The organism is Devosia pacifica, assembly GCF_014652635.1.
In the GTDB taxonomy this organism is placed as follows: Bacteria; Pseudomonadota; Alphaproteobacteria; order Rhizobiales; family Devosiaceae; genus Devosia; species Devosia pacifica.
Genome location: NZ_BMZE01000003.1, coordinates 721,797 through 742,939 on the forward strand (window position 1 = coordinate 721,797; position 21,143 = coordinate 742,939).

The window sequence follows — 21,143 nt, forward strand, 5'->3', positions numbered from 1 at the left end:
CGCGCGCGGGGCGCAGACAGACGGCGCAAGGCTTGAGGCGCGGGTGCCAGAGCCGAATACGCTCCGGGCAATACGCAGGCGCTGCGGGCGGGGATGGGACTTGCGCGACATGATTCACGCCGCCCTCCGCTCGGGCTCGGCCGCCGTGACGAGGCGCCGGATGTCGCGCTTGTTGAACTGGAACGAGATCAGCGCGGAGGCGCGATGGCGCGTCAGGCCGTAATCGCGCCGGAATTCGGGCGGCAGGCAGTTCAGCTGCTTCTCGGTCGCGTCCTGCTTCAGCCAGCCTTTCGACTTGAAGGCGCTTTCGTCGGTCTCGTGCTCGTTCAGCCAGTCGTCGGCCTGCGCCAGGCAGACGACGCGCTCGCCCACGCCGAGGAGCCGTGTCGCCTTGCCCTTGGCGCCCCCGACCGCGTGCCAGCGGCCCTCGAGGAAGAACACGCCGCCCCAGGCGTGAAAGCCGTTGGCCATCAGCGCGGCGTCGTCGCCGAACAGGTCCACCCACGCGAAACTCGATCGCTCCAGAAGATCGAGCTCGGTCATCACGAAGCTGTCGATGGGCTCCGCGCCTTCGCGTGGCAACTCGCACCCGCAGATCGGGCATTCGGTGACCGCGATCGGGATCTCGGCTTTGCATTCCGGGCAGAGTTTCGTCGGGGCTTCCCCCGGCGTCGGAACGCCGCCGTCGAGATCGACGTCCTGTTCCAGCGTGCCGTGCGTCAGACTGGAAGTGCCGAAATCCAGCACGATGCAGTCGGTCTTGACGATGCCTGGATGTTCCTCGGGATCGACGGTGCGCAGGCCGCGCCCGACCATCTGGATCATGGTGGACTTGTAGGAGCTGGGGCGCAGCAGCACGACGCAGGAGGTGGGCGGATGGTCCCAGCCCTCGGTCAGCACCGCCACGTTGACGACGACGCGGATGCTGCCCGCAGCGTAGTCGGCGAGGATCGCCTTGCGGGTCTCGGCCGCCAGGTCGCCGTGGATCAGCGCGGCGGAAACGCCCGCCGCCCTGAAGGCGTCGGTGACGTGTTCGGCATGCGCGACGGTGGAGCAGAACACCACGGTCTGCCGATCGCCCGCCTTTTCCTTCCAGTGGCGGATCACCTCGTCGGTGACGGGGGCGCGGTCCATGATGCCCGCCACCTCCGCCATGTCGAAATCCGACATGGTCTTGCGGACCGAACGCAGCTCGTCCTGCACGCCCACGTCGATGACGAAGGTGCGCGGCGGCACCAGGTGGCCCGAGGCGATCAGCTCGCCCAGCCGCACCTGGTCGGCGACATTGTCGAAGACCTCGCGCAGACCCTTCTTGTCGCCCCGGTTCGGCGTGGCGGTGACCCCGAAGATGCGGGCATCGGGATTGGCTTCGCGCACGCGGTCGATGATGCGGCGGTAGCTGTCGGCGACGGCATGGTGCGCCTCATCCACGACCAGCAGGTCGAGGCGCGGCATGTCGGCGAGGTTCGAGACCCGCGCGAGCGTCGGCACCATGGCGAAGGCGACCTGGCCGCCCCAGGACTTCTCCGTGGCGTCGATCACCGAGGTGGCGACGCCCGGCACCACGCGCTGGAACTTGGCGCGGTTCTGCGCCGTCAGCTCGTCGCGATGGGCGAGCACGCAGGCCTTCGCGCCGTCGCCGATCATCTCGCCGGTGACCGCCGAAAGCATGATGGTCTTGCCCGCGCCGGTGGGCGCCACGCCCAGCGTGTTGCCGCGGGAGGCGAGCGCAGCCACGCTGCGCTCGACGAAGGTCTTCTGGCGGGGGCGCAGGCGCATGGCCGATCTCCCCCTTACTGCGCCCAACTCGGCCGACCGGCGAACCCGGGGGCGGACGCGGGCTGGCTGGGCTGATGTGCCGTTGCCGCAGGGGTGGTCTGCTGCGGGGTATGTCCGGCTGCACCCTGTCCGCCGAACTGCAGCGGTGCAGTCCCCATGATCTGCGCGTAAGCGCGATGATCCGGTGTGACCGCGCTGCGGATCTCGTTCTTGTCGTCTCCGCTGGCGTCGGTGCCGATGTCGATGCGGGCGATGAACTCGATCCCGTCGAGATCGGCGAAGCCGCTGATCCGCCGCGCCGCCTGCGCCGCGGCCGACATGTCCTTGTCGGAAATCCCGCGGGCCGAGTTCAGCATACCGCGCACGAGGCTGCGGCCCATGTTCGCCCAGTCCGGCCCTTTGGGGCTGTAGAGCCCGATCAAGGTGAAGATCTTGCGCCGGGCGTACTGGCCCTCGGTCACCGTGAACTCGCCGTTGAGGTACACAGCGCCGGTCGAGCCGCGCGTGGCATAGCCGCCAGTCCAGCCTTGCGAGGCATCGTCGAAACCGCCCGGTCGGATGGTCAGGCGCACCTTGGCCAGCGTGCCCTTCGGGATCAGGTTGGTGTTGCTCTGCGCGTCGTTGAAATCGTTCCAGGAACCCATCGGGAACCTCCTTTTCTGATCAGGATTGCGGTTGGGATTGGGCGTCAGCCGCCGAATCGGCGGGTGGCGGGGTGTAGGTCAGGCGCTTGGGCGCTGGCGCGACGGGCGCGCGGATCTTCGTCATCAGGCGGCCGAGATGAGGCTCCTCGACCTGTTCCAGCCGACCGGAGCGGTCCTTCGCCGGAAAGCCCCAGGGGTTGATCGTCTGGCAGACGAAGGCGCGATAGGGATCGCCGTCGGCCTTCAACTCCGCCATGGTGATCACCTCGTCGACGATACCCGGCAGCTCCAACCCGGTCTTCGAGCCGTCGATCTGCGGCTGGAAGACCTTGCGATTGAAGTCGTCGAGCTTCTCGTCGAGGATTCCGACGAACCAGACGTTCTTGGCCCGCGTGTGCTGCAGGTGCGTCAACCAGCCGATCATCTCGCGGCCGTGCAGCCCGTAGGCCCCGCGCACGTCCGTCTTGCCGGTCTTCTCCGACAGTGCCTCGGGCTGGCCCTTGCACCAGCCGAAGCACAGCCGCCCCGCCACGGTAATCGAGTCCACGAAGATCGTGTTGTAGCGGTCGAGCGCGGCCGGATCGCCGAAGCGGTCGCAGACCGCCTTGTAATGCGCCGGGCTGTAGGGCTGCTCGTCGCGCAGCGCAGGGTTGGGCCCGCCGATGAACACCGCGAAATCCCGGCATTCCGTCCAGGTCCGCGGCCGGATGCTGTCCCCCGCCCAGCCCTCGATGGCGAGATCGCCCGCCTCGAGGTCCATGAACAGGGTGGTCGATGCGTTCAGGGTCCAGAGGAGCGAGGTCTTCCCGATGCCAGACTTGCCGAAGATGCAGCCCTTGATCCCACGCGGCTCCGCCAGCCGCTGGTCGGCGCTGATGATCGGGAGGCTCATTGATCGCCCCCCTGCGGGACGATCTCGATCTTCAGCGCGCCGGGCCGGACGGTGCGCGCGGGCTCGAAACCGGCGCGGATCGCATCGGGCCAGGCGGCGTATTTGCGCTCGGGCACCTTGAACGCGACATCGACATACTGCGCGGGATCGTCCCCGGCGGCGCGGATGCGCTCGACCATGGCAGCGAGACGATCCTGATCCCAATCGACCCGTTTCGGCAGATCGGCGACTACGGTGAAATCGCCGTCGTCGAAGCGGATCGTGCCGGTATTCTTACCCGCCGCCTGCCGTTCGTCGGCGGCGCGGGTGGCGTAGCGGACCGTCAGCGCGCCATCGAGGCGGGCCTTCGCGGCCTTGTCACGCTTGATGCGCTCGTCGACGTCGCGCTGCAGGCTTGCCAGCAGTTCGACGGGCAGCTGGGCGATGTCCTGCAGACCGAGGCCCGGCAGGTCGTCGACGGTGGGGGTGTTCGCGGGGGATGGCATGTAAGGGTCTCCATGGTCGGCAAAAAGGGATTGGAGGGCGGTCATCACGCGGCCTCCTGCTCAGCCAGCAGAAGCGCGGACAGCGAGACGGCTGCGGCCTTCGGTTTGGGGCGGGCGACGGCGATGTAGGCGAACTGGTCGGGGCCCGTGCGCTCCTGAACCAGGTGCACGAGGCCCTGTTCGGCGGCCCAGAAGGCGCGCGACCCGAGCCGTGCCAGTTCCGCGCGCTGCTGATCCGGCAACCGGGCGAACATCGGAAAGATGTCGAGAACCAGAAAGCCGCGATGGTATTCCAGCCGGTCGCCCGGCACGGCCTGCGCCACCCAGGCGCAGAACTCGATCTCGGTGAGCGGTCGGCGGGCGCGGACCGTGATGAAGGGGGTGGTGCCCATGAACATGATCTCCTCCTTTCGCCTCTACTCAGGCCGCCGCGAGATCGTCCCAGGCGGGGCCGAGACCGTGGACGGTGAGGACGTGGCGGAGATCGGCGAGGCGGCGGTAGAGCGCGGACCGGCTCCCGAAACCCTCGGCCGCGAGCGCGGTGACGGGGCGATGCGCCAGCGCCACGCAAAACCGGCGATCCTCGGCAGGGAGCCGCGCGAGGGCGGCCTGCAGGGCGAGGTGAAGTTCGGTGACGGCGGCAGCGCAGCAGGTCTGGCCGTGCCAGGCGGCAAGCCCGTCGTCCTCGGTCAGCGTGTCGCCGACCGGCTCGCGGGTGCCGGCCAGCGGCACCTCGAGCGAGAGCAGCGATCCACCCTGCGCACGGCGCTGGCGGTGATGACGCATCGCGATCCGCGAGGACTGGTTGCGCAGCACGATGTTGGCGAAGGCGCCGATGCTGCCCCGAGAGGGATCGTAGGCGGGCAAGCGGCGCAGGAGATCGACCAGGAGATCCTGGCCCAGATCCTCGCGCTCGCAGACCGGCAGGCACAGCTTGCGCCGCAGCCGCTGTGCCGCCGCATCGGCCGCGCGAATGATGATTTCAATGTCGGCGGGGTAGAGTTCGATCTGCATCGCTGTGCGCCTCGGTCATCGTTTCTGATGAGCCCAAGATGCCGGATGCGGTCGGCGCGCAGGTGGGAACGGGGTGGGAATGAGGTGGGGGTTTGGTGGGCCTGGCCCTTTGCCCGAGGCGATGAGTTGGGCGCTTCACTCAACCCTTGTGCTTATTGTCGGGCGGGTTTTGCGTTCAGCCTACCCCGGGTGGTAATAAATGGCGTCGAGCATTGCAGCCCGACACTCCCAAAGCTGTCCATCGCGAGTTTCGGGCTTGTCGATGTTGTACCACTCCGATGCGCGGATCACTTCCACGACTCGGTCCCAGTAATTTTCGAGGTTAAGAGTCGACTTGGCGAAGCCCATCCCATTCGCCGCGGCCACAATATTGGGATTGGAGATGCATAGGAATACGTCGGGGCGTTTCATGGCAAGCAGGCGTGACGCCGTCGCGACGCCCCCAACCCTGCTCGAATTGGCAAACGCCTTGACGAAAAGGCGGGCAAATCGGTCGAAATGCTCTCTTGTGACCTCTCCCTTCTGTGGAATGCTGTCAACGGCGCGAGCTAAAAATCGGTCGTTTTCTGCAACGCGATTCTTGAAGTCTCCCGCCCCACGCATTGAACCGAACCAACCCCAATCTCTATCAAGCGACTCGTCACCGGCCTTTTCTTGAACACCTATTGCACCTGCGATTGCTTTCCTTTGTGACGTTGTTAGGTCGTGGAACGAAGGCACGGCCGATAGCCAACCCTGCGCAGTTCGGAGCAGGTCGAGACTTTCATCAACGTCGTGGTGAGCGGAACCTCGCACGGCGCGGACATACTGATCCCAATCCATACCGACCAAGGGGGACGATAGGCTCTTCACGCTTGCAGGCGGCACCCCTGCCAGCGGATCGCGAGGCGGACCTGGCCTCCTTGCGGCGAGTTTGCATCCGAGACGGTATCGCGCCGCCAGTTCTTTTGTCACGCGCTCACCGATTGAGGCACTTCGCGCGGCGAAGGAAAGGGTGTCAGCGAGCACCTTGTCGCTGACGGAACCCTTAACAAGGACGCAGGCTTCATGGTTCTTGCCCAGCCCGCCGCGAGTGAAGTTAGCGCTCCCGATTACAGCAGCGGCCCGTTTCCCAGAACGGAACGCGTAGACCTTTGGGTGGAACGTCCCACCAGGAAATTTCGTGACGACGTAGCATCCGTCGACCCCGATGAAAGAGTCTACAAGGTCTGGATCGGTCTGAGCGAACGCGAGGCCGAATGTCACGGCTCTGATTTTTGCTGAATGGGATAGCACTTTTCGGGCGAGGGAGGTGGATGTGCCCCAAGCAACCGCCCAATGAAGCTCGTCATATTCGGCCAGAAGGCCCTGGATGGCACTCTCTACGTCGTTCCCCGTCAGAAATTCGATTTCCAATTCAATTATCCCCTCACGCGACTTGCAGGTCATCAGTCGATCGAAGCATAGCAGGCGCGGGTCAGCCCACAACTCGTGGTGAGGGGAGAGAGACCGAAGCGCCCCTAGCAGCCGTCGACCAAAATCTCGGTCGCAGGGACGCCAAGCCGATAGCCACGGTTGCGGACCGTCTCGATCATGACCTTGCTCTCGGCATCGCTGAACCCCGCAGCCTTGAACGCGTCGCGCAGCTCGCGGATCAGATCCTTGGCCTCGCGCGCAGTCGTGCCTTCGACATGGGATCCGGAGGCGACCTGGTCGCGCGACTGCGCCTTTTCCAGCAGACGCTCGAACACGGGGAAAATCTGACGCGACAGGATGACGGAGCGACCATCCCATTGAACCTCGGCCGTTGCCCTTCGCACGCGAAGCACGGGCGCCAGCGGGACCGGCGCCAGAGCCGCGACGTCGATTGTGCCGCCGAGGCCATTTGTGGCGGGCGTCAGCACCTCAAGGGTTTCGATGAGATGAAAGCCCGCATCCTGATGTCGCCGGGCAGTCTCCGCTGGCAACTGCGGCGCGAGGATCGTGACGTCCGAGCCCTGCGCCGCCTGGCGCAACGATGCGATGATGCCGTCGCTGGTCAGGGCTGCGGACTCCAGCACAAGAAACACTGCCCGACCCGATGGCGTATCGCCGAGCCGCCAGACCTTCTCTGCCGCCAGCTTCGGGGCCGCGCCAAATCCCGCAGCCGCGCCGATCACGGATGCGAGTGCCGCAGCCCCGATGCGGAACTCGCGCAGATCGTCCTCGGTGAGATCGATGTCATGTCGGCGGTCGAGCGGGCACTCAGCACGATATCCATCGCCCGCTTTCCGGATCGGCCGACAGGGGAGCCCGCATTCACAGGCATCGCAGATGTCCCAATCGGCGAGCGGCGCCTGTTCGACAAGGACACGTTTCGCCAGCAGCCGGTCGAAGACCGGACCGAAGAACGGCGCGGCAAGCTCGCCGGACAGGATCGCGTCGTCGCCAGCCTCACTCAGCCGCGTCAACAACCTCAAAATCGTCTCGGTCATTCATCAGCCCGTTCCGTTCGATCAGCTTCATCACCCGCGCCTCATGCTGGGTGCGGCGGAACTGCACGACGCCCGGTGGCCGCAGCTTGACCGTGACCTGCGGCTGGCGTTTGCCGTCGCCCTTGAACAGGATCCGGAACACGAGTTCGCCCAGCCGCCAAGCATCGCCGAACGAGACCGGCGTGGTGCCGAAATGCTGGAGCGCGTCACCGCCGAGATCTCGCGAGCGCAGCGTGCGCACCACGCGCGGATACCCCTTCTTGCCGGGCGCCATCAGATCCGCCGCCGCCTCGATGATCAGCACCTTGTCGATCAGCGGATCGTAGGCGGCATCGAAGGCGAAGCTCGGTCCGGCCAGTTCGACCGGGCGCAGGGTATAGAGGTCCTGCGCATCGTCGCCGTCGAAGAAGCCGGGTCTGTCGAGGATGATCGAGGCGAAGAGTTCCGCGATCTCGGGCTGATGCGCCTTCCGGATGCGGGCCAGCCGCAACATGCCGGTGTTTTCGGAGTACCGCAGCACCGCGTGGGAAATCTGGCGCACGCTGATGACCCGTTCGACCTGGCCCTCGACGACCGGCATGGTCGAGACCATGGAGCCGTGGCTGACCACGAGGTTGATCTCGTCATCGTCGTCGTAGTCGCCGACCCGACAGTAGTCCCCGAGAAACGCATCGCGGAAGAGCGCGGCAACGGCAGTCCGGAACGCCTCGACCTTCTCCTCTGTCAGGTCGATCACAACGCCCCGTTCCCGCCCGGCATACTCGTGCAGGCGGTCGGCAGTGAGCATCGCCATGTGGTCGGCGGCCGCGTCGAACAGATCGGGATGCTCCAGAAATACCCGGACGGCGATGTGCTTGGGATCATGCGCCTTGTTCGGCGCGTCCTCGTCGCCGGTCTTCATATCCGGGAACAGATCGACGCCCTGACGGGCGGCCTGCGCCTGGATGATCTCGAGGCCGCGGGCATCGCCCAGTTCCGCGATGCGGTGCAGATCGCCGCGCAGCCCCTCGGGATAGCTGTCCTCGGCGCCGGTCAGCAGTTTCTCCAGCGCCTCGCGCGCGGCATCCCCCTCCTGGTCCAGCAGGTCGACCGAGAAGCCTTTGTATTTGCCCTCGTGCCGCGCCAGCAACGGCTTCATCAGGGCGAGATCGATGGTCTTGATGAACCGGGGATTCACGAACTTCTTCAAATTGCCGGCCACGACGAATCCCCTTTCCTGCAAAACCAGTGTTCTTGCTACGTTCTTTCTGGCGATTCTTCAACCTGCGCGGGATCGGCTGGGACAGTTTCCGACATCGACGAGTAGAGGCCAGAGGAGACGACCGCTCCGAGGCCCGCATGAAACGCCCTAATCCTCTCCCGCCGGACCAGATGACGCCCGCAGAACGCCGCGCCGAGTTGTGCGGCCTGCTGGCGCTCGGGCTGGTTCGGTTGCGGATGCGGGATGGGCGGGAAGTATCTGACGATACTGGAGAACGTTGCCTACACTATCCGCCCGACCAATGCCGTCATGCAACTCCAACACACCGGAGAAATGCATGAACAACCCCGATCCCATCCCCACGCGCCTGGCCGCGCTCAAGACCACGACCACGCCTGACTTGAAGCGGCAGTGGCGTGACCTGTTCGACAGCGAGCCGCCTCCGTTCAACAGGCGCTACCTCGAATCCCGCCTGGCCTACCGCATCCAGGAACTTGCGTATGGCGGGCTGAAACCCGAGACGATCCGGCGGCTGGAACGGCTGGGCGAGGAACTTGACGGCGGCGACAGGAAGAAGCGCGGCATCCGCGCCGACCGCGACCGCCCGATCACCGGCACGCGGCTGCTGCGCGAATGGCAGGGTGTCGAGCAGATCGTCACCGTCACCGCAGACGGCTTCGAATGGCAGGGGCGACCTTACAAGTCGCTGTCCGCTATCGCCCGCGCCATCACTGGCACGCGTTGGAACGGGTGGATCTTCTTTGGCCTCAAGAACCACAGGGGGCGGAGATGACGAAGCCGCTCGAGAAATCGAACGTCGTCCGCAAGCTGCGGTGTGCCGTCTACACCCGTAAATCGTCTGAGGAAGGGCTGGAGCAGGAGTTCAATTCGCTCCACGCCCAGCGCGAGGCCTGCGAGGCGTTCATCGCAAGCCAGCGCTCTGAGGGCTGGGTGCTGGTCCGCGATCAGTATGACGACGGCGGCATCTCGGGCGGCACGCTGGAACGCCCCGGCTTGCGGCGGCTGCTGGAGGACATCGATGACGGGCTGGTCGATGTCGTGGTCGTGTACAAGATCGACCGACTCAGCCGGTCGCTCGCCGACTTCGCCGAGCTGGTGGAAGTGTTTGATCGGAACGGCGTTACTTTCGTCTCGGTCACGCAGTCCTTCAATACGACCACGTCGATGGGACGGCTGACGCTGAACATCCTGCTCAGCTTCGCCCAGTTCGAGCGCGAGGTCACGGCTGAGCGAATCCGCGACAAGGTTGCCGCAAGCCGGAGGAAGGGCATGTGGATGGGCGGCGTCCCGCCCTACGGCTACCGCGTGGAAAACCGCAAACTGGTGGTGGACGAAGAAGCCGCGGGGCACGTCCGCTGGGTCTTCGCCCGCTTCCTCGAGATCGGGTCGTGCACCGAACTGGCGCGGGAGGTCGGCACGCGCGGCATCCGGACGCCGCGCGGGAACAGGATCGACAAGAAATACATCTATCGGATGCTCTCGAACCGCGCCTACATCGGCGAGGCGGTCCACAAGGGTGAAAGCTATCCCGGCGAACACGACGCTATCATCGACCGCGAGACGTGGGACCGCGTCCACGCCATCCTGCGGGAGAGCCCCCGCAAACGCGCCGCACGCACCCGCGCCGACACGCCCGCGCTGCTGAAGGGGCTTCTCTTCGGTCCCGATGGCGCCGCGTTCTCGCCGACACACACCCGCAAGGGCGACCGTCTCTACCGCTACTACGTCAGCCAATCGGTGCTGAAGCATGGCGCCGGATCCTGCCCAGTGGGTCGTGTCCCCGCAGGTGAGATCGAGGCTGCCGTCATCGACCAACTGCGTGCTGTCTTCCGCCAGCCCGAGATTGTCGCGGGCACATGGAAGGCAGCGCGGACGCAAGGCGACGGAACCACCGAGGCCGACGCTCGCACGGCCCTCCAGCAACTCGATCCGTTGTGGGATGAACTGTTCCCTGCCGAGCAGGCACGGATAGTCGCGCTGCTGATCGAGCGCGTGGACATCGGCACGGACGATCTCGGGGTCCGACTTCGCATGGACGGGCTGGCGGCACTGGCGCGCGAAATCACCGCAGATGCCGGAGTCGAAACATGACCCGGGCCACTTCTATCCCCGACACCATGACCATCCATGTCCCGTTCCGCGTCGTGAAGCGCGGCGGGCGCAAAGAGATGCAGCTGCCTGAGGGCACCGCGCAGCCGCGGCAGGCCGACAACACGCTGGTCAAGGCGCTTGCACGTGCCTTCCGTTGGAAGCGGATGCTAGAGTCGGGCGAGTTCGCCACCATCACCGAACTAGCCGAGCGGGAGGGGATAGCACCCTCCTACATAACCCGCGTCCTGCGGCTGACGCTTCTTGCGCCGGATACCGTTGAGGCAATCCTCGACGGCACGCATGGGCCAGAGATGACGCTGGCGCGGGTGCTGGAGCCGTTTCCCTTGCAGTGGAGCTTGCTGGTCGGTCATTTCCGCTGAGAACCTCTAAGCAGACCCGTCCACCACTACAAATTGGAGGGTTGGTTGATGGCCTCCCATCAGCAGCGGCAATGACTGCCGGTCAAGGTTTGCGAAGCCGCCGGGCACATCTGCCTCCCATGGCCGTGGCCTAGGGTCGAGGCTCTCGCCCGCCTCAACCCAGTTGAGCAACGTGCTCAGCTGGATGAACAGCAGGGGATTGATGACTATGGGCTTATCCGCCACCCTGTAAGCATGATGGCAGGGTTACTGGGGGCCGTGTGAAGTATCAAAATAATCCACCAGACGCCTCTGCGCTGATGACGTCGGCGCGGAGCTTTGGGAACTACGACTTGTCGAGTGCTCTTGCCGATCTCTTGGACAACAGCATAAAGGCAAAAGCACGTAGTATCGAAATTAAATGCATCCGGAAGGATGACGGGCCCGAGGTCAGGATTCTGGATGATGGGTCCGGAATGTCGGCGAACGAGCTACATCGGGCTATGCGACCCGCCAGCACCAATCCCGACGATGAACGGGCTCGCGATGACCTCGGCCGGTTCGGCTGGGGCATGAAGTCGGCATCGCTCTCGCAGTGCCGGCTCCTGACCGTCGTCACCCGACACGATGGAGTTCTGTCTGGGGCATCTTGGGATCTTGATGATCTCGCCGACTGGAAAATGGGAGTCCTCGAGCCAGAGGAAATAAAGGCGTTAGCCGATCAACGGCTGCTTGAGCGCGACGGGACGGAGGTTATATGGTGCAAGTGTGATCGTCTTTCTGAGTTCGGCCAGGTCGGCGGCAAAGGCTTCAACGACATCGTCGCACACGCAAAGGCGCAGCTGTCTCTCATCTTCCACCGTTATCTGGGCGGCGAGGAAGGTCTTCGGAAGCTCAAGGTCAATTTTAATGGGGACGCGCTAAAACCGGCAGACCCCTTCTTCCGCCACCATGACGCAACGCAGGCCCAGCCAAAGGAAACGCTTACCCTCGATGGTCAGCCCATCGAGGTGCAGGCCTTCATCCTCCCGCACTATTCGAAGATAACTGCGGGCGAGCACGACCGGCTGGGCGCTGAGGAAGGCTTCGTTCGCAATCAAGGGTTCTATGTATATAGACAACACCGACTAATCATACATGGAACATGGTTTCGGCTGGTGAAGCACGGCGAACTGTCGCAACTTGTCCGGATCGCGATTAACATCCCCAACTCGCTCGATGCCATGTGGAAGATCACCTTAGACAAGGCGGACGCACAGCTTCCGTCCGGGCTGAAAAGCCGTTTGAAGGACATCGTAGACGGCCTCAAGAGAAAATCAGGAAAGGTGTTCCAATCCCGCGGCGGTCGAGTCCGGAATGAAGCTGGGAAGACGTCGGTCTGGGCAAAATATGTAAGGAACGGCGAGGTCCGATATTATCTCAATCGCGAGCATCCACTGATCGCCGGAATGCTTGATGATGATGACAAAGACAGAGCCAAGGCGTTTGCTGCAGCGCTCGGCATCATCGAGGACTGCTTCCCTGTTGTCAGCATTGGCGAAGACTATTCTTCACGCCCGGAAATGATGAATCAGAGCGTAGTGGATCGAAGCACGTTTATCGAAAAGCTCGATGCAGCTCTTCCTTCGCTACTTTTGCATGTGGGGGGCAATATGAAAACACTTCACGAGATCGTCGCGTCTACCGAGCCGTGGTCCAATCACGCCGATATCGTGCTGACACACCTTAAGGACAAAGGGTGGAACTGAATGTTTGACAGCGAACTTGCGTACTTTCGTTCAATGATCACCCGAGACTATGGTGAGGACATTGCTTAAGGAAACGGCCTACCTGAAGGTGCGATCAGTAAAATCGTCCGGTGCGGCCCCTTCCAACACCTCGGTGAGCCGGCAATCAATGCAATCATCCGCGAGCTAGAATCGAGCTTCACGGTAACCCAGAAGCGCGGAGCATTCATTACAAAGGACCATCGGCCTTGGCTAGCGGCAAAGCGGCCGCAGATTGACTTCTATTACTGGAATCGGCTCCGTAAATATTATCTTGAGACGGGAACTCTTCCGTCGCACGTGCTTGCCACGCTTGACTCCGATACAGACGAGATTCTCGACCAGTGCGGTAACCCGAGAGACGAGAATTACGGCGCTGTTCGCGGCATGGTCATGGGCAATGTCCAGTCGGGCAAGACCACTAATTATTCGGCACTGATCTGCAAAGCAGCGGACGCAGGCTACCGAGTCATCATCCTGCTTGCCGGGATTACCAATTCGCTGCGTTCCCAGACGCAGGAACGGCTCGATGAAACCTTCATTGGCAAGGTCTCGATGTTCGGCGCGGTCGCCCAGCAATCGTTGCCGATCCAGAATTACGCAGCGACGCGGCGGATCCCCTCCTACGGCACGACCCGGGTGGCCGATTTTTCGAGTGGCAAGGACGGCATCTATTTCGGCCTGTCCGGTCATCAGGAGCCGATGATCTTCATCACCAAGAAGAACAAAGGCATCCTTGAACGTCTCGCTCTCTGGATCGAGAAGCAGGGGGAGACTGGCGGCTATGACCTGCCGCTTCTGTTAATCGACGACGAAGCCGACAATGCGTCCATAAATACAGCCAGTGATCCTAAGCGCACTACTGCTATCAACGGTGTCATCAGGCAGATCCTGTCACGTTTTCCGCGCTCGTCGTATGTCGGCTATACCGCCACACCGTTCGCCAACATTTTCATCGACCCGGAAACGACGGAAGAGATGGAGACGGACGACCTTTTTCCAGGCAATTTCATCAAGGCGCTCGATCCGCCCACCAACTATGCCGGCTCACGCCGGATCTTCCGGGAAGGCGGTGACCTGCGTGAAGGCATGGTCCGCATCATTGACGATTATCGTCTGCTACTGCCACTCAAGCACAAGAGCGGTGACACTGTTGCCGACATCCCCGACAGTCTGCGCCACGCGATCCGCGTGTTCTGCATCACGCGGGCCATCAGGGTACTCCAAGGCAAGGGCAAAGCTCATTGCTCGATGATGATCAACGTCAGCCGATTCAATGCCATCCAGGACCAGATTCTGGGTCAGGTTTACGAATACCTTGCCGAGATCAAGGACGCGATCGCGGTCCACGCATCGCTGCCGCCCGACGAGATCAGCGATGATGTCATGGACGATCTCGAAGCGAGCTTCACCAAGGAGTTTGATGATAGCGGGCTCGACTGGCATGGGCTGCTTGGGGTTCTCAACGAGGGCGTACAGTCCATAGAGGTCCGCACCGTCAATATGCGGGGCGGCAAGCTCGACTATTCACTACACAAGTTTGACGGCCTTCATGTCATCGCCATCGGCGGATTGGCGCTGTCACGCGGGCTGACACTCGAAGGCCTCACGGTTTCTTATCTCCTGCGCAATGCGACTGCGAGCGACACGCTGATGCAGATGGCGCGCTGGTTCGGCTACCGCACGGGTTACGAGGAATATTGTCGCCTCTATCTGCCTCAGATGTCCTTCGATCATTACGAATTTGTCGACGAGGCAACTGAAGAACTTAGGAGCGAGATCAAGCGCATGCAGGCCGCGCGCCGCACTCCGCGCGACTTCGGTCTCAAAGTCCGGCAAAGCCCGCTCGCCATCCGGGTAACCGCGGCAAACAAGATGCGCACGGCTGAGAAGCTCAAAATCGCACAGGATTATTCCGCGCGTCACATCGAGGGCTTCGCACTCCCCAATGATCCGGTCATCGGTAATAATCAGCGCAATGCAGCCGACAAATTCCTCTCCGCGCTCGGAGACCCTACTGAGAAGGGCAAGGGTTTCATTCGCTGGTCTGCTAGTGGCCGCGACGTGCTCAAACTCCTTCGCGAATTCCGGTTTGTGGATCATCCCGATCTATCGGTAATTTCCGACACATCCCTCTTTGAGGACTATGTTCAGGACCGCGTCACTGACGAACTGGCTGAATGGGATGTGGTGCTTCCCATGCGTCAGTCGGGCGACTCCGTTCAGTTCGCCGGTCAGGACATCAATCTGAGGTCCCGCGACCAAGGAACGGTCCAGCGGGGTACCTATCGTGTGTACGGCAGCAAGAACCGCGTCGCCGACCCGGGGGACGCGCAGATCGGCCTGTCAGACGCACAGAAGGCAGCGGCGGAAGCAGCCTACCAAGCCGAGATTTACAAGAAGGAACGTGCCGCGTGCTCGGTACGCGAGCGGCCGATGATGCTCGTGCATGTTTTCGGTGCAAAACTGCGCGACGACCGGGTCGATTGCGACGACGAGCTCAAGCTAGACACGCCCATCGTCACGCTTTCCTTCTGCATGCCTGAGACCGGGAAACCTGCGAAGGAGAGAACCTACCAGGTGAACGCTGTCTATCGCCAGCAACTCGAACTTTATGTCGCCGAAGAAGACGATGATTCCCAAGCGATGATGGAGGCTCAGGATGCTGAATGAATGGGAAGCGATTATCCCGCCATATGACCCGGGGTCCTACAACGTCCGACTTGCCGACAGCAGCCATCCGCTCGATTTCAGGATTGGCCGTGACTATCGCGGACGTTTTGTATTCCAACTTGATGCAGAGTGTGCGGAGCCCGGCGCGCTCGACCTGCCGAAGATGTCAGCGATGACCTGCGAAGTCGAGCCTGCAGGTGATGGGCGTTCGAGATTTGTCCTGACCCTCAGCAACGCTGCTGACTTCCGAAATTTCGCCCTTATGTGCAAAAGCCTCATGCTGGCGACTGACAAGTTCACTCCGTCACAGGCTAGAGAAGGGCTGCTGCAAGCCGTCGAGGAAGTTCACCGTTGGCAGGAGATGCTGCGCCAAAGGGCCGACCGCCTGCTGTCAAAAACCGAGAGGATTGGCCTGTTCGGCGAATTGCTGTTTCTGCGAGACGTTCTCAGCGACCGGCTTGGCTGGAATGCCGCCATCCGATGCTGGAACGGCCCTGGCGGTCATGAGCAGGATTTTGTGGTTGCCGGCAGCATTTTTGAGGTGAAGACGCAGGTGGTGACTGCCGATCGCCGGATCCGAATTTCTTCCGAAGACCAGCTTGATCCGGTTCAGGGACGGATCCTGCTCTGCAATCAGGGCATTGCGCCGCTGCCTTCCGTCGACCCGGCGGCTCGGACCCTCAACCTTCTGGTGTCAGAGATCCGTGACGCAATGGCTCAGGCTGGCTCGGGCGCCCCGGAACTACTCGATATTGCTCTTCTGGAGGCGGGCTACGAGGAGCGGCAGGACTATGACGAGGAGAGTTGGGTATTAGTGGACCGCACCTATTATGAGGTGTGCGGAACTTTTCCGCGTATTGAGCGCAGTGATCTACGGCCCGGTGTCGACATGGTCAAGTACAGTATCCGCGTTAGTGACTGTGTTCCCTTTACCGTCAGCGATGATGATGTGTTCGGGGGAATCATTCAATGAGCGAGTTGCAAGAAGCATTCGAAGAGCTAAGAGAAGATATCCTTTTAGAGGCAGAGGCGCGGGGCGTCTTCCAGCAGGAGGCATTTTTTGAACTCTATGCCGCCGCTGCGTCCGACAATGGCGACACCATTGATCTGGAGTACGCCCACAGTCGTCAGGACGGTGGACGCCGACCATACCAGATAGACGGCCATGGGTTTGATGACGATCGTGGAACGCTTTATCTTGCCGTCTGCGATTACCGGGACGGGACGGACTTGGAACCTCTCCAGAATGATCGTCTAACCTCAGCACTTAAGAGGGTTACCAATTTCTTTGAAAACGCCTGTTCATCGGCATTCATCAACTCTCTTGAGGAAACGAGTCCAGCGTTTTCAGCAGCGTATTCCATCTATTCGGCACGTGACCTCATCAAGAGACTTCGCATTATCCTTTTTTCCAACGCGCGCCTAGCAACCAAAAGGCCGCCGCAGCTGGGCGAAGAGGTCGGCGGACTGCCGGTCGTCTATAGCGTGCTCGACGCCACTCGCTATTTCGACATCCAAAAAAGTTTCAGCACGCCTGAGCCTATCGAGGTCGATGTTTCAACTATCGCTGGTGGGCCTATCGCCTGCCTGAAGGCATCGACGGAAGCCGAGGAGCATCAATCCTATCTTCTTGCAATTCCGGGATCAGTGCTTGCGGAAGTTTACGGCCTCTACGGAGCGCGACTACTCGAACAGAATGTCCGGACTTATCTTCAGGCGAGGACCAAGGTGAACAAGGGCATTCTGGAAACCATCAAGAAGACGCCGGAGATGTTTTTCGCCTACAACAACGGCCTCACCGCGACTGCATCGGCGGTTGACCTAGAGACACTCGAAGACGGCCAGTTGGGAATTGCGGCCATTCACAACCTCCAGATTGTGAATGGCGGACAGACGACAGCGTCGATCCTGTACGCCAAGGATGTTGGCAAGTCGTCGCTTGAGCGGGTCCACGTGCAGATGAAGCTATCGGTGGTTTCCCCTGCTGTAATTGAGCAGGTCGTGCCGAAGATTTCACGGTTCGCGAACACTCAGAACCGGATCTCGGAGGCCGACTTCTTCTCCAGCCATCCCTTCCATCTGCAAATGGAGCGTTACTCGCGCACTCTCACCGCACCGCCGCAAAACGGAGCGATGACGGGCGACAAGTGGTTTTACGAACGAGCCCGCGGCCAGTACCGTGATGGCACTGCATATGCATCAGCAGCAGGAAAGAAAAAATATCAGCTGGAGTACCCCAAGGAGAAGCTCATCGAGAAGACGGACCTTGCGAAATACATACTAAGTTTTGAACGTAAGCCTTACATCGTCTCACGGGGTGCCCAGAAGGCCTTCGTGGCGTTTGCCGACGAGACTGCGAAAGCTTGGAAGTCCGCTCCCACCCAGTTCAACGAAACCTGGTATCGAAATGCCTGCGCAATGGCGCTGATTTTCCGCTGGACAGACAAACACGTGGCCAGCTCTGACTGGTACAAGGATGACCGGGGATACAAATCTCAGACGGTAGCCTATACACTTTCCTGGATCGCCGAACAGATTGACCGGCAGGGGAAGGTAAATCTGAACTGGGGGCAAGTCTGGAACACACAGTCGGTGCCGGACGAGCTCCAAGACCTGATCGTCTCTCTAGCCCCACAAATAGCGGCCGCCATACGACGGACGCCCGCGAACGTCCGGAACGTAGGAGAATACTGCAAGTTTGAACTGTGTTGGCAGAATATAAAGGCAGCAGAATTCAACGTGCCAGTTCTGCTTGATCATCTGATGCTCGATGCAGATGAGGTGAACCGAGAGAAAAAGGAGGCGAAGTCGACCGCGATGATCGATCACGAGATCGACTTCGATGTGCTCCTTCACACTCTCATTCCCAAGGCCGAGATCATTCGCCGAGTTGCTGAACAACGTAAATTCCTGTCGCCGAAGGCCGACCGAGCCCTTCAGAAGCTTGGGTCAGGTAACTTCAATCTGGCCCGGCCGGACAAGAATTCGATCAAGCTTCTTGTTAAGCGAATGGCGGAGGAAGGAATGCCTGTAGAGGAGATGTAGTGAAACCGGTGCCGCGTTTTTATTACATTACCGGCCCAAGGTCTTCTGCGATGGACCGGCCTCGCTATTGGCCACCAAACTACATCAGCGAGACCTCAAGGTACCTGCGACGGGGCATGGCGGCGCTCGGCTTTACGTTCTCTTCCGATCGACTGCCCGACCGCCAGCACGCGATGCAGCAGCTGTGCAATCTGCATTGCTAGAAACGGCGGCACGGCGTTTCCGACCTGGACATATTGTTGTGTACGATTTCCCAGAAACAGATAATCATCTGGGAAGGTCTGCAGCCTCGCTGCCTCGCGGACAGTCAGGCTGCGGCACTGCATCGGATCGGGATGGATGAAGTAGTGGCCATCCTTGGAGATATGGCTCGTGACCGTGGTCGAAGCTTGGTCGGCCAGCTGGACCCGAAAACGGTCATTGAAGACGCCGCTGTGCCAGTTGCGGTGTTCTGGACTGAGTGCCAAGGGAAAATCGGCAGCCTTCGGGCTATAGCCACGGACGGTGCCGAAAACGGCTGCGAACAGGTAGCGGCCGAGATCTGAAGCCATGTGCCCACGCGTCTCGTGCTGGGCAATCGCGCGCATGTTCGGCCGCTCGAGCCAACGCAGCAGTTCATCGTTCGAAGTGCCATAGCCGTCCTGCAACCATGACGCGACCCGAAGGCTCGGTGATTCGTCACTCAGTCCCCTTGAAACGCCAAGGAACGCGTCACGGAGCGCGCTGTCGTCCTTCCCCTTGCAGATGCCAGCGAGCAACTTCGCGGCGTCGGTGACCTCCCTTCGCCATGCAGCCACGTCATCGAGCCCGCGGCTGATCCCGCTGCGCAGGGCGGGCAACGTTCCAATTGCATCGCCGACTGTCCGCGCCATACCCAACACGGCGACCTCGGCATCAGCGGCCTTGCGCGCGAGGTCGGACCGGATCCCGACAATGATCACCCGATGGCGCCGCTGCGGAACTCCGAATGCCTCGGCGCGCACGATGAAGTCCGCAGGCCGTGTCGCCTCTTGCAGGCTGGCCTTGCCATTCTCGATCCGGACGGCGCGCAGTTCGTATTGATGGCCGTGGCCCGTGCCGAGTGAGGACAGGTCCTCCATGAGCATCTCGAAGACAAGGCGGCTCTCGACCGTCGAGGACAGCATGCCCTTGACGTTCTCCATCACGAAGGCGGCTGGGCGAAGCCTGTCGAGCACACGGATGTACTCGCGAAACAGGTAATGCCGCGCATCCTCCTCGGGGACATAGCCGACCTTGCCCTTGGAGCGGGCGCGCCCCACCAGGGAATAGGCCTGACAGGGCGGGCCGCCGATCAGGATTGTGTCGTCGTATTTGTCCTTCAGCTCTACAATCGCACCATCGATGGCGCTTGCCGCATGCTCAGTGCCAAGCTCGAGCGCGCGGGCTTCGTCGATGGCATGCCGCCACGCCTCAGTGTCGACGGCTGACCAGTCCGGTTCGGAGGTAAGTCCTGCGTGGAAATCGATGAACTGCTTGGGCAATGCATCATGACGCGCACGATAGTCGCGCAGGAACGCCCGTAGCGTAAGGGTCCGATGAGCGGATGCTTCCTTTTCGACCGAAATGCCGATCCGGAACGGCGCATGGCCGTCCTCCACGAGGGAAGCGAAGCCCTCGCCAAGTCCGCCGGGACCGGCAAACAGATCGACAATTCCGAAAGTTGAAGGCAAATCAGGCTCCTGACGAGTTTCATTCAGCCGGTGTATACCAGGTTCAGGGACGAAGACCAGGACGGATATGACCGATATCGTGGACCAGCAAACCCGTTCCCGGATGATGTCGGGAATACGGGGAAAGAACACGAAGCCCGAGCTGGCTCTCAGGCGGGCATTGCACGCGCGCGGCTTTCGCTTCCGGCTTCATTCCGGAAAGGTTCACGGGCGGCCGGACCTCGTTCTTCCGAAGCATCGCGCCGTGGTCTTCGTACACGGCTGCTTCTGGCATCGCCACGAGGGTTGTCGCTACACGACCAGCCCATCGACCCGGCCGGAGTTCTGGCAGACAAAGTTCGAGGCAAACATCGCTCGGGACAGCGCCGTGCGTACGACACTTCTGGAAGACGGATGGCGCGTAGCGACGATTTGGGAGTGCGCCCTGCGGAAGCCTACACAGATAAGCGCCACAACCGATCTTCTCGCAGCCTGGCTGCCCATGGCGCCTGTCACCATTGAGATCGGTGAGAGCGACATACTGCATGGCGGGATCATCGCCACCGGTGGGGATCGCGGCGGCTGAACGGTCAACTCGCGCTGCGCCGACCTAGATAATGTTCGAATTCAGTTCCTTTTCGAAGCGCGACCCTGAAATCGAAGTGTTCAGAAGGCAGGAGATTAACTGACGCTATTTCAATGGCTTCTGACAAATTCACCAAAGCGGCGCAGTCATCAGCTCCGGAGAATATCGGCCCTTAGAGACCGCTTTCGTCCCTCGCGGCACACGGACCGGTTAACAGCCTCTCCCGCATAACCCTCGAAAACAACGAGAAAATCCGACCGCAGCCGGATCGGGAGAATGCTTTCGCGAGGGCAAGTGGCGGACCGGGTGGGATTCGAACATACGCCGAAGTAATCGGCTTGCGCTTGGCTACGCCGTGAGCAATGTCGGCTTTCGGGACGCCGCAAGCGGCAGTCGAACGGCCAGAAATGGGGCGCTTCGCCGACGGTGCAGAAGCGACCGTCGGCGAAGTCGCTTGATCAGAT

The 21,143-nt window shown here is 61.6% G+C and carries 18 protein-coding genes; 8 read left to right on the forward strand and 10 right to left on the reverse strand.

From position 1 onward, the window contains the following. Positions 1 to 114 precede the first annotated feature (114 nt). From IE127_RS16300 to IE127_RS16340, 9 genes are all read right to left on the reverse strand, one after another. Positions 115 to 1,779 (reverse strand): DEAD/DEAH box helicase, encoded by a 1,665-nt coding sequence (locus IE127_RS16300; protein ID WP_189426746.1) that lies wholly within the window; start codon positions 1,777 to 1,779, stop codon positions 115 to 117. A gap of 14 nt (positions 1,780 to 1,793) precedes the next feature. Next, entirely contained in the window at positions 1,794 to 2,423 is a 630-nt protein-coding gene (locus tag IE127_RS16305) for a hypothetical protein (protein WP_189426747.1), read from the reverse strand. Between the two features lie 19 nt (positions 2,424 to 2,442). Further along, positions 2,443 to 3,315 (reverse strand): ATP-binding protein, encoded by an 873-nt coding sequence (locus IE127_RS16310; protein WP_189426748.1) that lies wholly within the window; start codon positions 3,313 to 3,315, stop codon positions 2,443 to 2,445. Further along, the gene (locus tag IE127_RS16315; protein WP_244640244.1) at positions 3,312 to 3,845 is read right to left on the reverse strand and encodes a protein kinase family protein; all 534 of its coding nucleotides are present in this window, start codon (positions 3,843 to 3,845) and stop codon (positions 3,312 to 3,314) included. Before IE127_RS16315 ends, IE127_RS16310 begins: the two co-directional genes overlap by 4 nt. Next, a complete protein-coding gene (locus IE127_RS16320; protein WP_185961871.1) occupies positions 3,845 to 4,198 on the reverse strand; it encodes a hypothetical protein in 354 nt (117 codons plus the stop codon). The genes IE127_RS16315 and IE127_RS16320 overlap by 1 nt, the downstream gene beginning before the upstream one ends. Positions 4,199 to 4,220: 22 nt before the next feature. Continuing rightward, positions 4,221 to 4,814 carry a sigma factor gene (locus IE127_RS16325; protein WP_189426749.1) on the reverse strand — a complete coding sequence of 198 codons (594 nt, stop codon included), beginning with the start codon at positions 4,812 to 4,814 and terminating at the stop codon, positions 4,221 to 4,223. A gap of 180 nt (positions 4,815 to 4,994) precedes the next feature. After that, on the reverse strand, positions 4,995 to 6,209 hold the full coding sequence (locus tag IE127_RS16330) for a phospholipase D family protein (RefSeq protein ID WP_189426750.1): 1,215 nt from the start codon (positions 6,207 to 6,209) through the stop codon (positions 4,995 to 4,997). A gap of 104 nt (positions 6,210 to 6,313) precedes the next feature. Then, positions 6,314 to 7,267 (reverse strand): winged helix-turn-helix domain-containing protein, encoded by a 954-nt coding sequence (locus tag IE127_RS16335; RefSeq protein ID WP_189426751.1) that lies wholly within the window; start codon positions 7,265 to 7,267, stop codon positions 6,314 to 6,316. Further along, on the reverse strand, positions 7,227 to 8,468 hold the full coding sequence (locus IE127_RS16340; protein WP_189426752.1) for a hypothetical protein: 1,242 nt from the start codon (positions 8,466 to 8,468) through the stop codon (positions 7,227 to 7,229). Before IE127_RS16340 ends, IE127_RS16335 begins: the two co-directional genes overlap by 41 nt. Positions 8,469 to 8,805: 337 nt before the next feature. Here IE127_RS16340 and IE127_RS16345 point away from each other — a divergent pair, with 337 nt between their 5' ends. From IE127_RS16345 to IE127_RS16375, 7 genes are all read left to right on the forward strand, one after another. Continuing rightward, entirely contained in the window at positions 8,806 to 9,261 is a 456-nt protein-coding gene (locus IE127_RS16345; protein WP_189426753.1) for a DUF2924 domain-containing protein, read from the forward strand. Beyond that, positions 9,258 to 10,580: a recombinase family protein gene (locus tag IE127_RS16350; protein WP_189426754.1), complete on the forward strand. Its 1,323-nt coding sequence runs from the start codon at positions 9,258 to 9,260 to the stop codon at positions 10,578 to 10,580. The genes IE127_RS16345 and IE127_RS16350 overlap by 4 nt, the downstream gene beginning before the upstream one ends. Then, on the forward strand, positions 10,577 to 10,960 hold the full coding sequence (locus IE127_RS16355) for a ParB/RepB/Spo0J family partition protein (RefSeq protein WP_189426755.1): 384 nt from the start codon (positions 10,577 to 10,579) through the stop codon (positions 10,958 to 10,960). Before IE127_RS16350 ends, IE127_RS16355 begins: the two co-directional genes overlap by 4 nt. Before the next feature lie 260 nt (positions 10,961 to 11,220). Beyond that, entirely contained in the window at positions 11,221 to 12,687 is a 1,467-nt protein-coding gene (locus IE127_RS16360; RefSeq protein ID WP_189426756.1) for an ATP-binding protein, read from the forward strand. A 318-nt stretch (positions 12,688 to 13,005) separates the two neighbouring features. Further along, complete coding sequence (locus IE127_RS16365) at positions 13,006 to 15,378, forward strand: Z1 domain-containing protein (RefSeq protein WP_189426757.1); 2,373 nt, start codon at positions 13,006 to 13,008, stop codon at positions 15,376 to 15,378. Continuing rightward, the gene (locus tag IE127_RS16370; RefSeq protein ID WP_189426758.1) at positions 15,368 to 16,351 is read left to right on the forward strand and encodes a PD-(D/E)XK motif protein; all 984 of its coding nucleotides are present in this window, start codon (positions 15,368 to 15,370) and stop codon (positions 16,349 to 16,351) included. The genes IE127_RS16365 and IE127_RS16370 overlap by 11 nt, the downstream gene beginning before the upstream one ends. Next, a complete protein-coding gene (locus tag IE127_RS16375; RefSeq protein ID WP_189426759.1) occupies positions 16,348 to 18,423 on the forward strand; it encodes an AIPR family protein in 2,076 nt (691 codons plus the stop codon). The genes IE127_RS16370 and IE127_RS16375 overlap by 4 nt, the downstream gene beginning before the upstream one ends. A 95-nt stretch (positions 18,424 to 18,518) precedes the next feature. On the opposite strand, the gene IE127_RS16380 is transcribed toward IE127_RS16375, so the two are convergent. Next, positions 18,519 to 20,114, reverse strand: a complete 1,596-nt coding sequence (locus IE127_RS16380) for a DNA cytosine methyltransferase (protein ID WP_189426760.1) — start codon at positions 20,112 to 20,114, stop codon at positions 18,519 to 18,521. Positions 20,115 to 20,181: 67 nt separating this feature from the next. Here IE127_RS16380 and IE127_RS16385 point away from each other — a divergent pair, with 67 nt between their 5' ends. Then, the gene (locus tag IE127_RS16385; RefSeq protein ID WP_076533503.1) at positions 20,182 to 20,679 is read left to right on the forward strand and encodes a very short patch repair endonuclease; all 498 of its coding nucleotides are present in this window, start codon (positions 20,182 to 20,184) and stop codon (positions 20,677 to 20,679) included. The last annotated feature ends 464 nt before the right edge of the window (positions 20,680 to 21,143 follow it).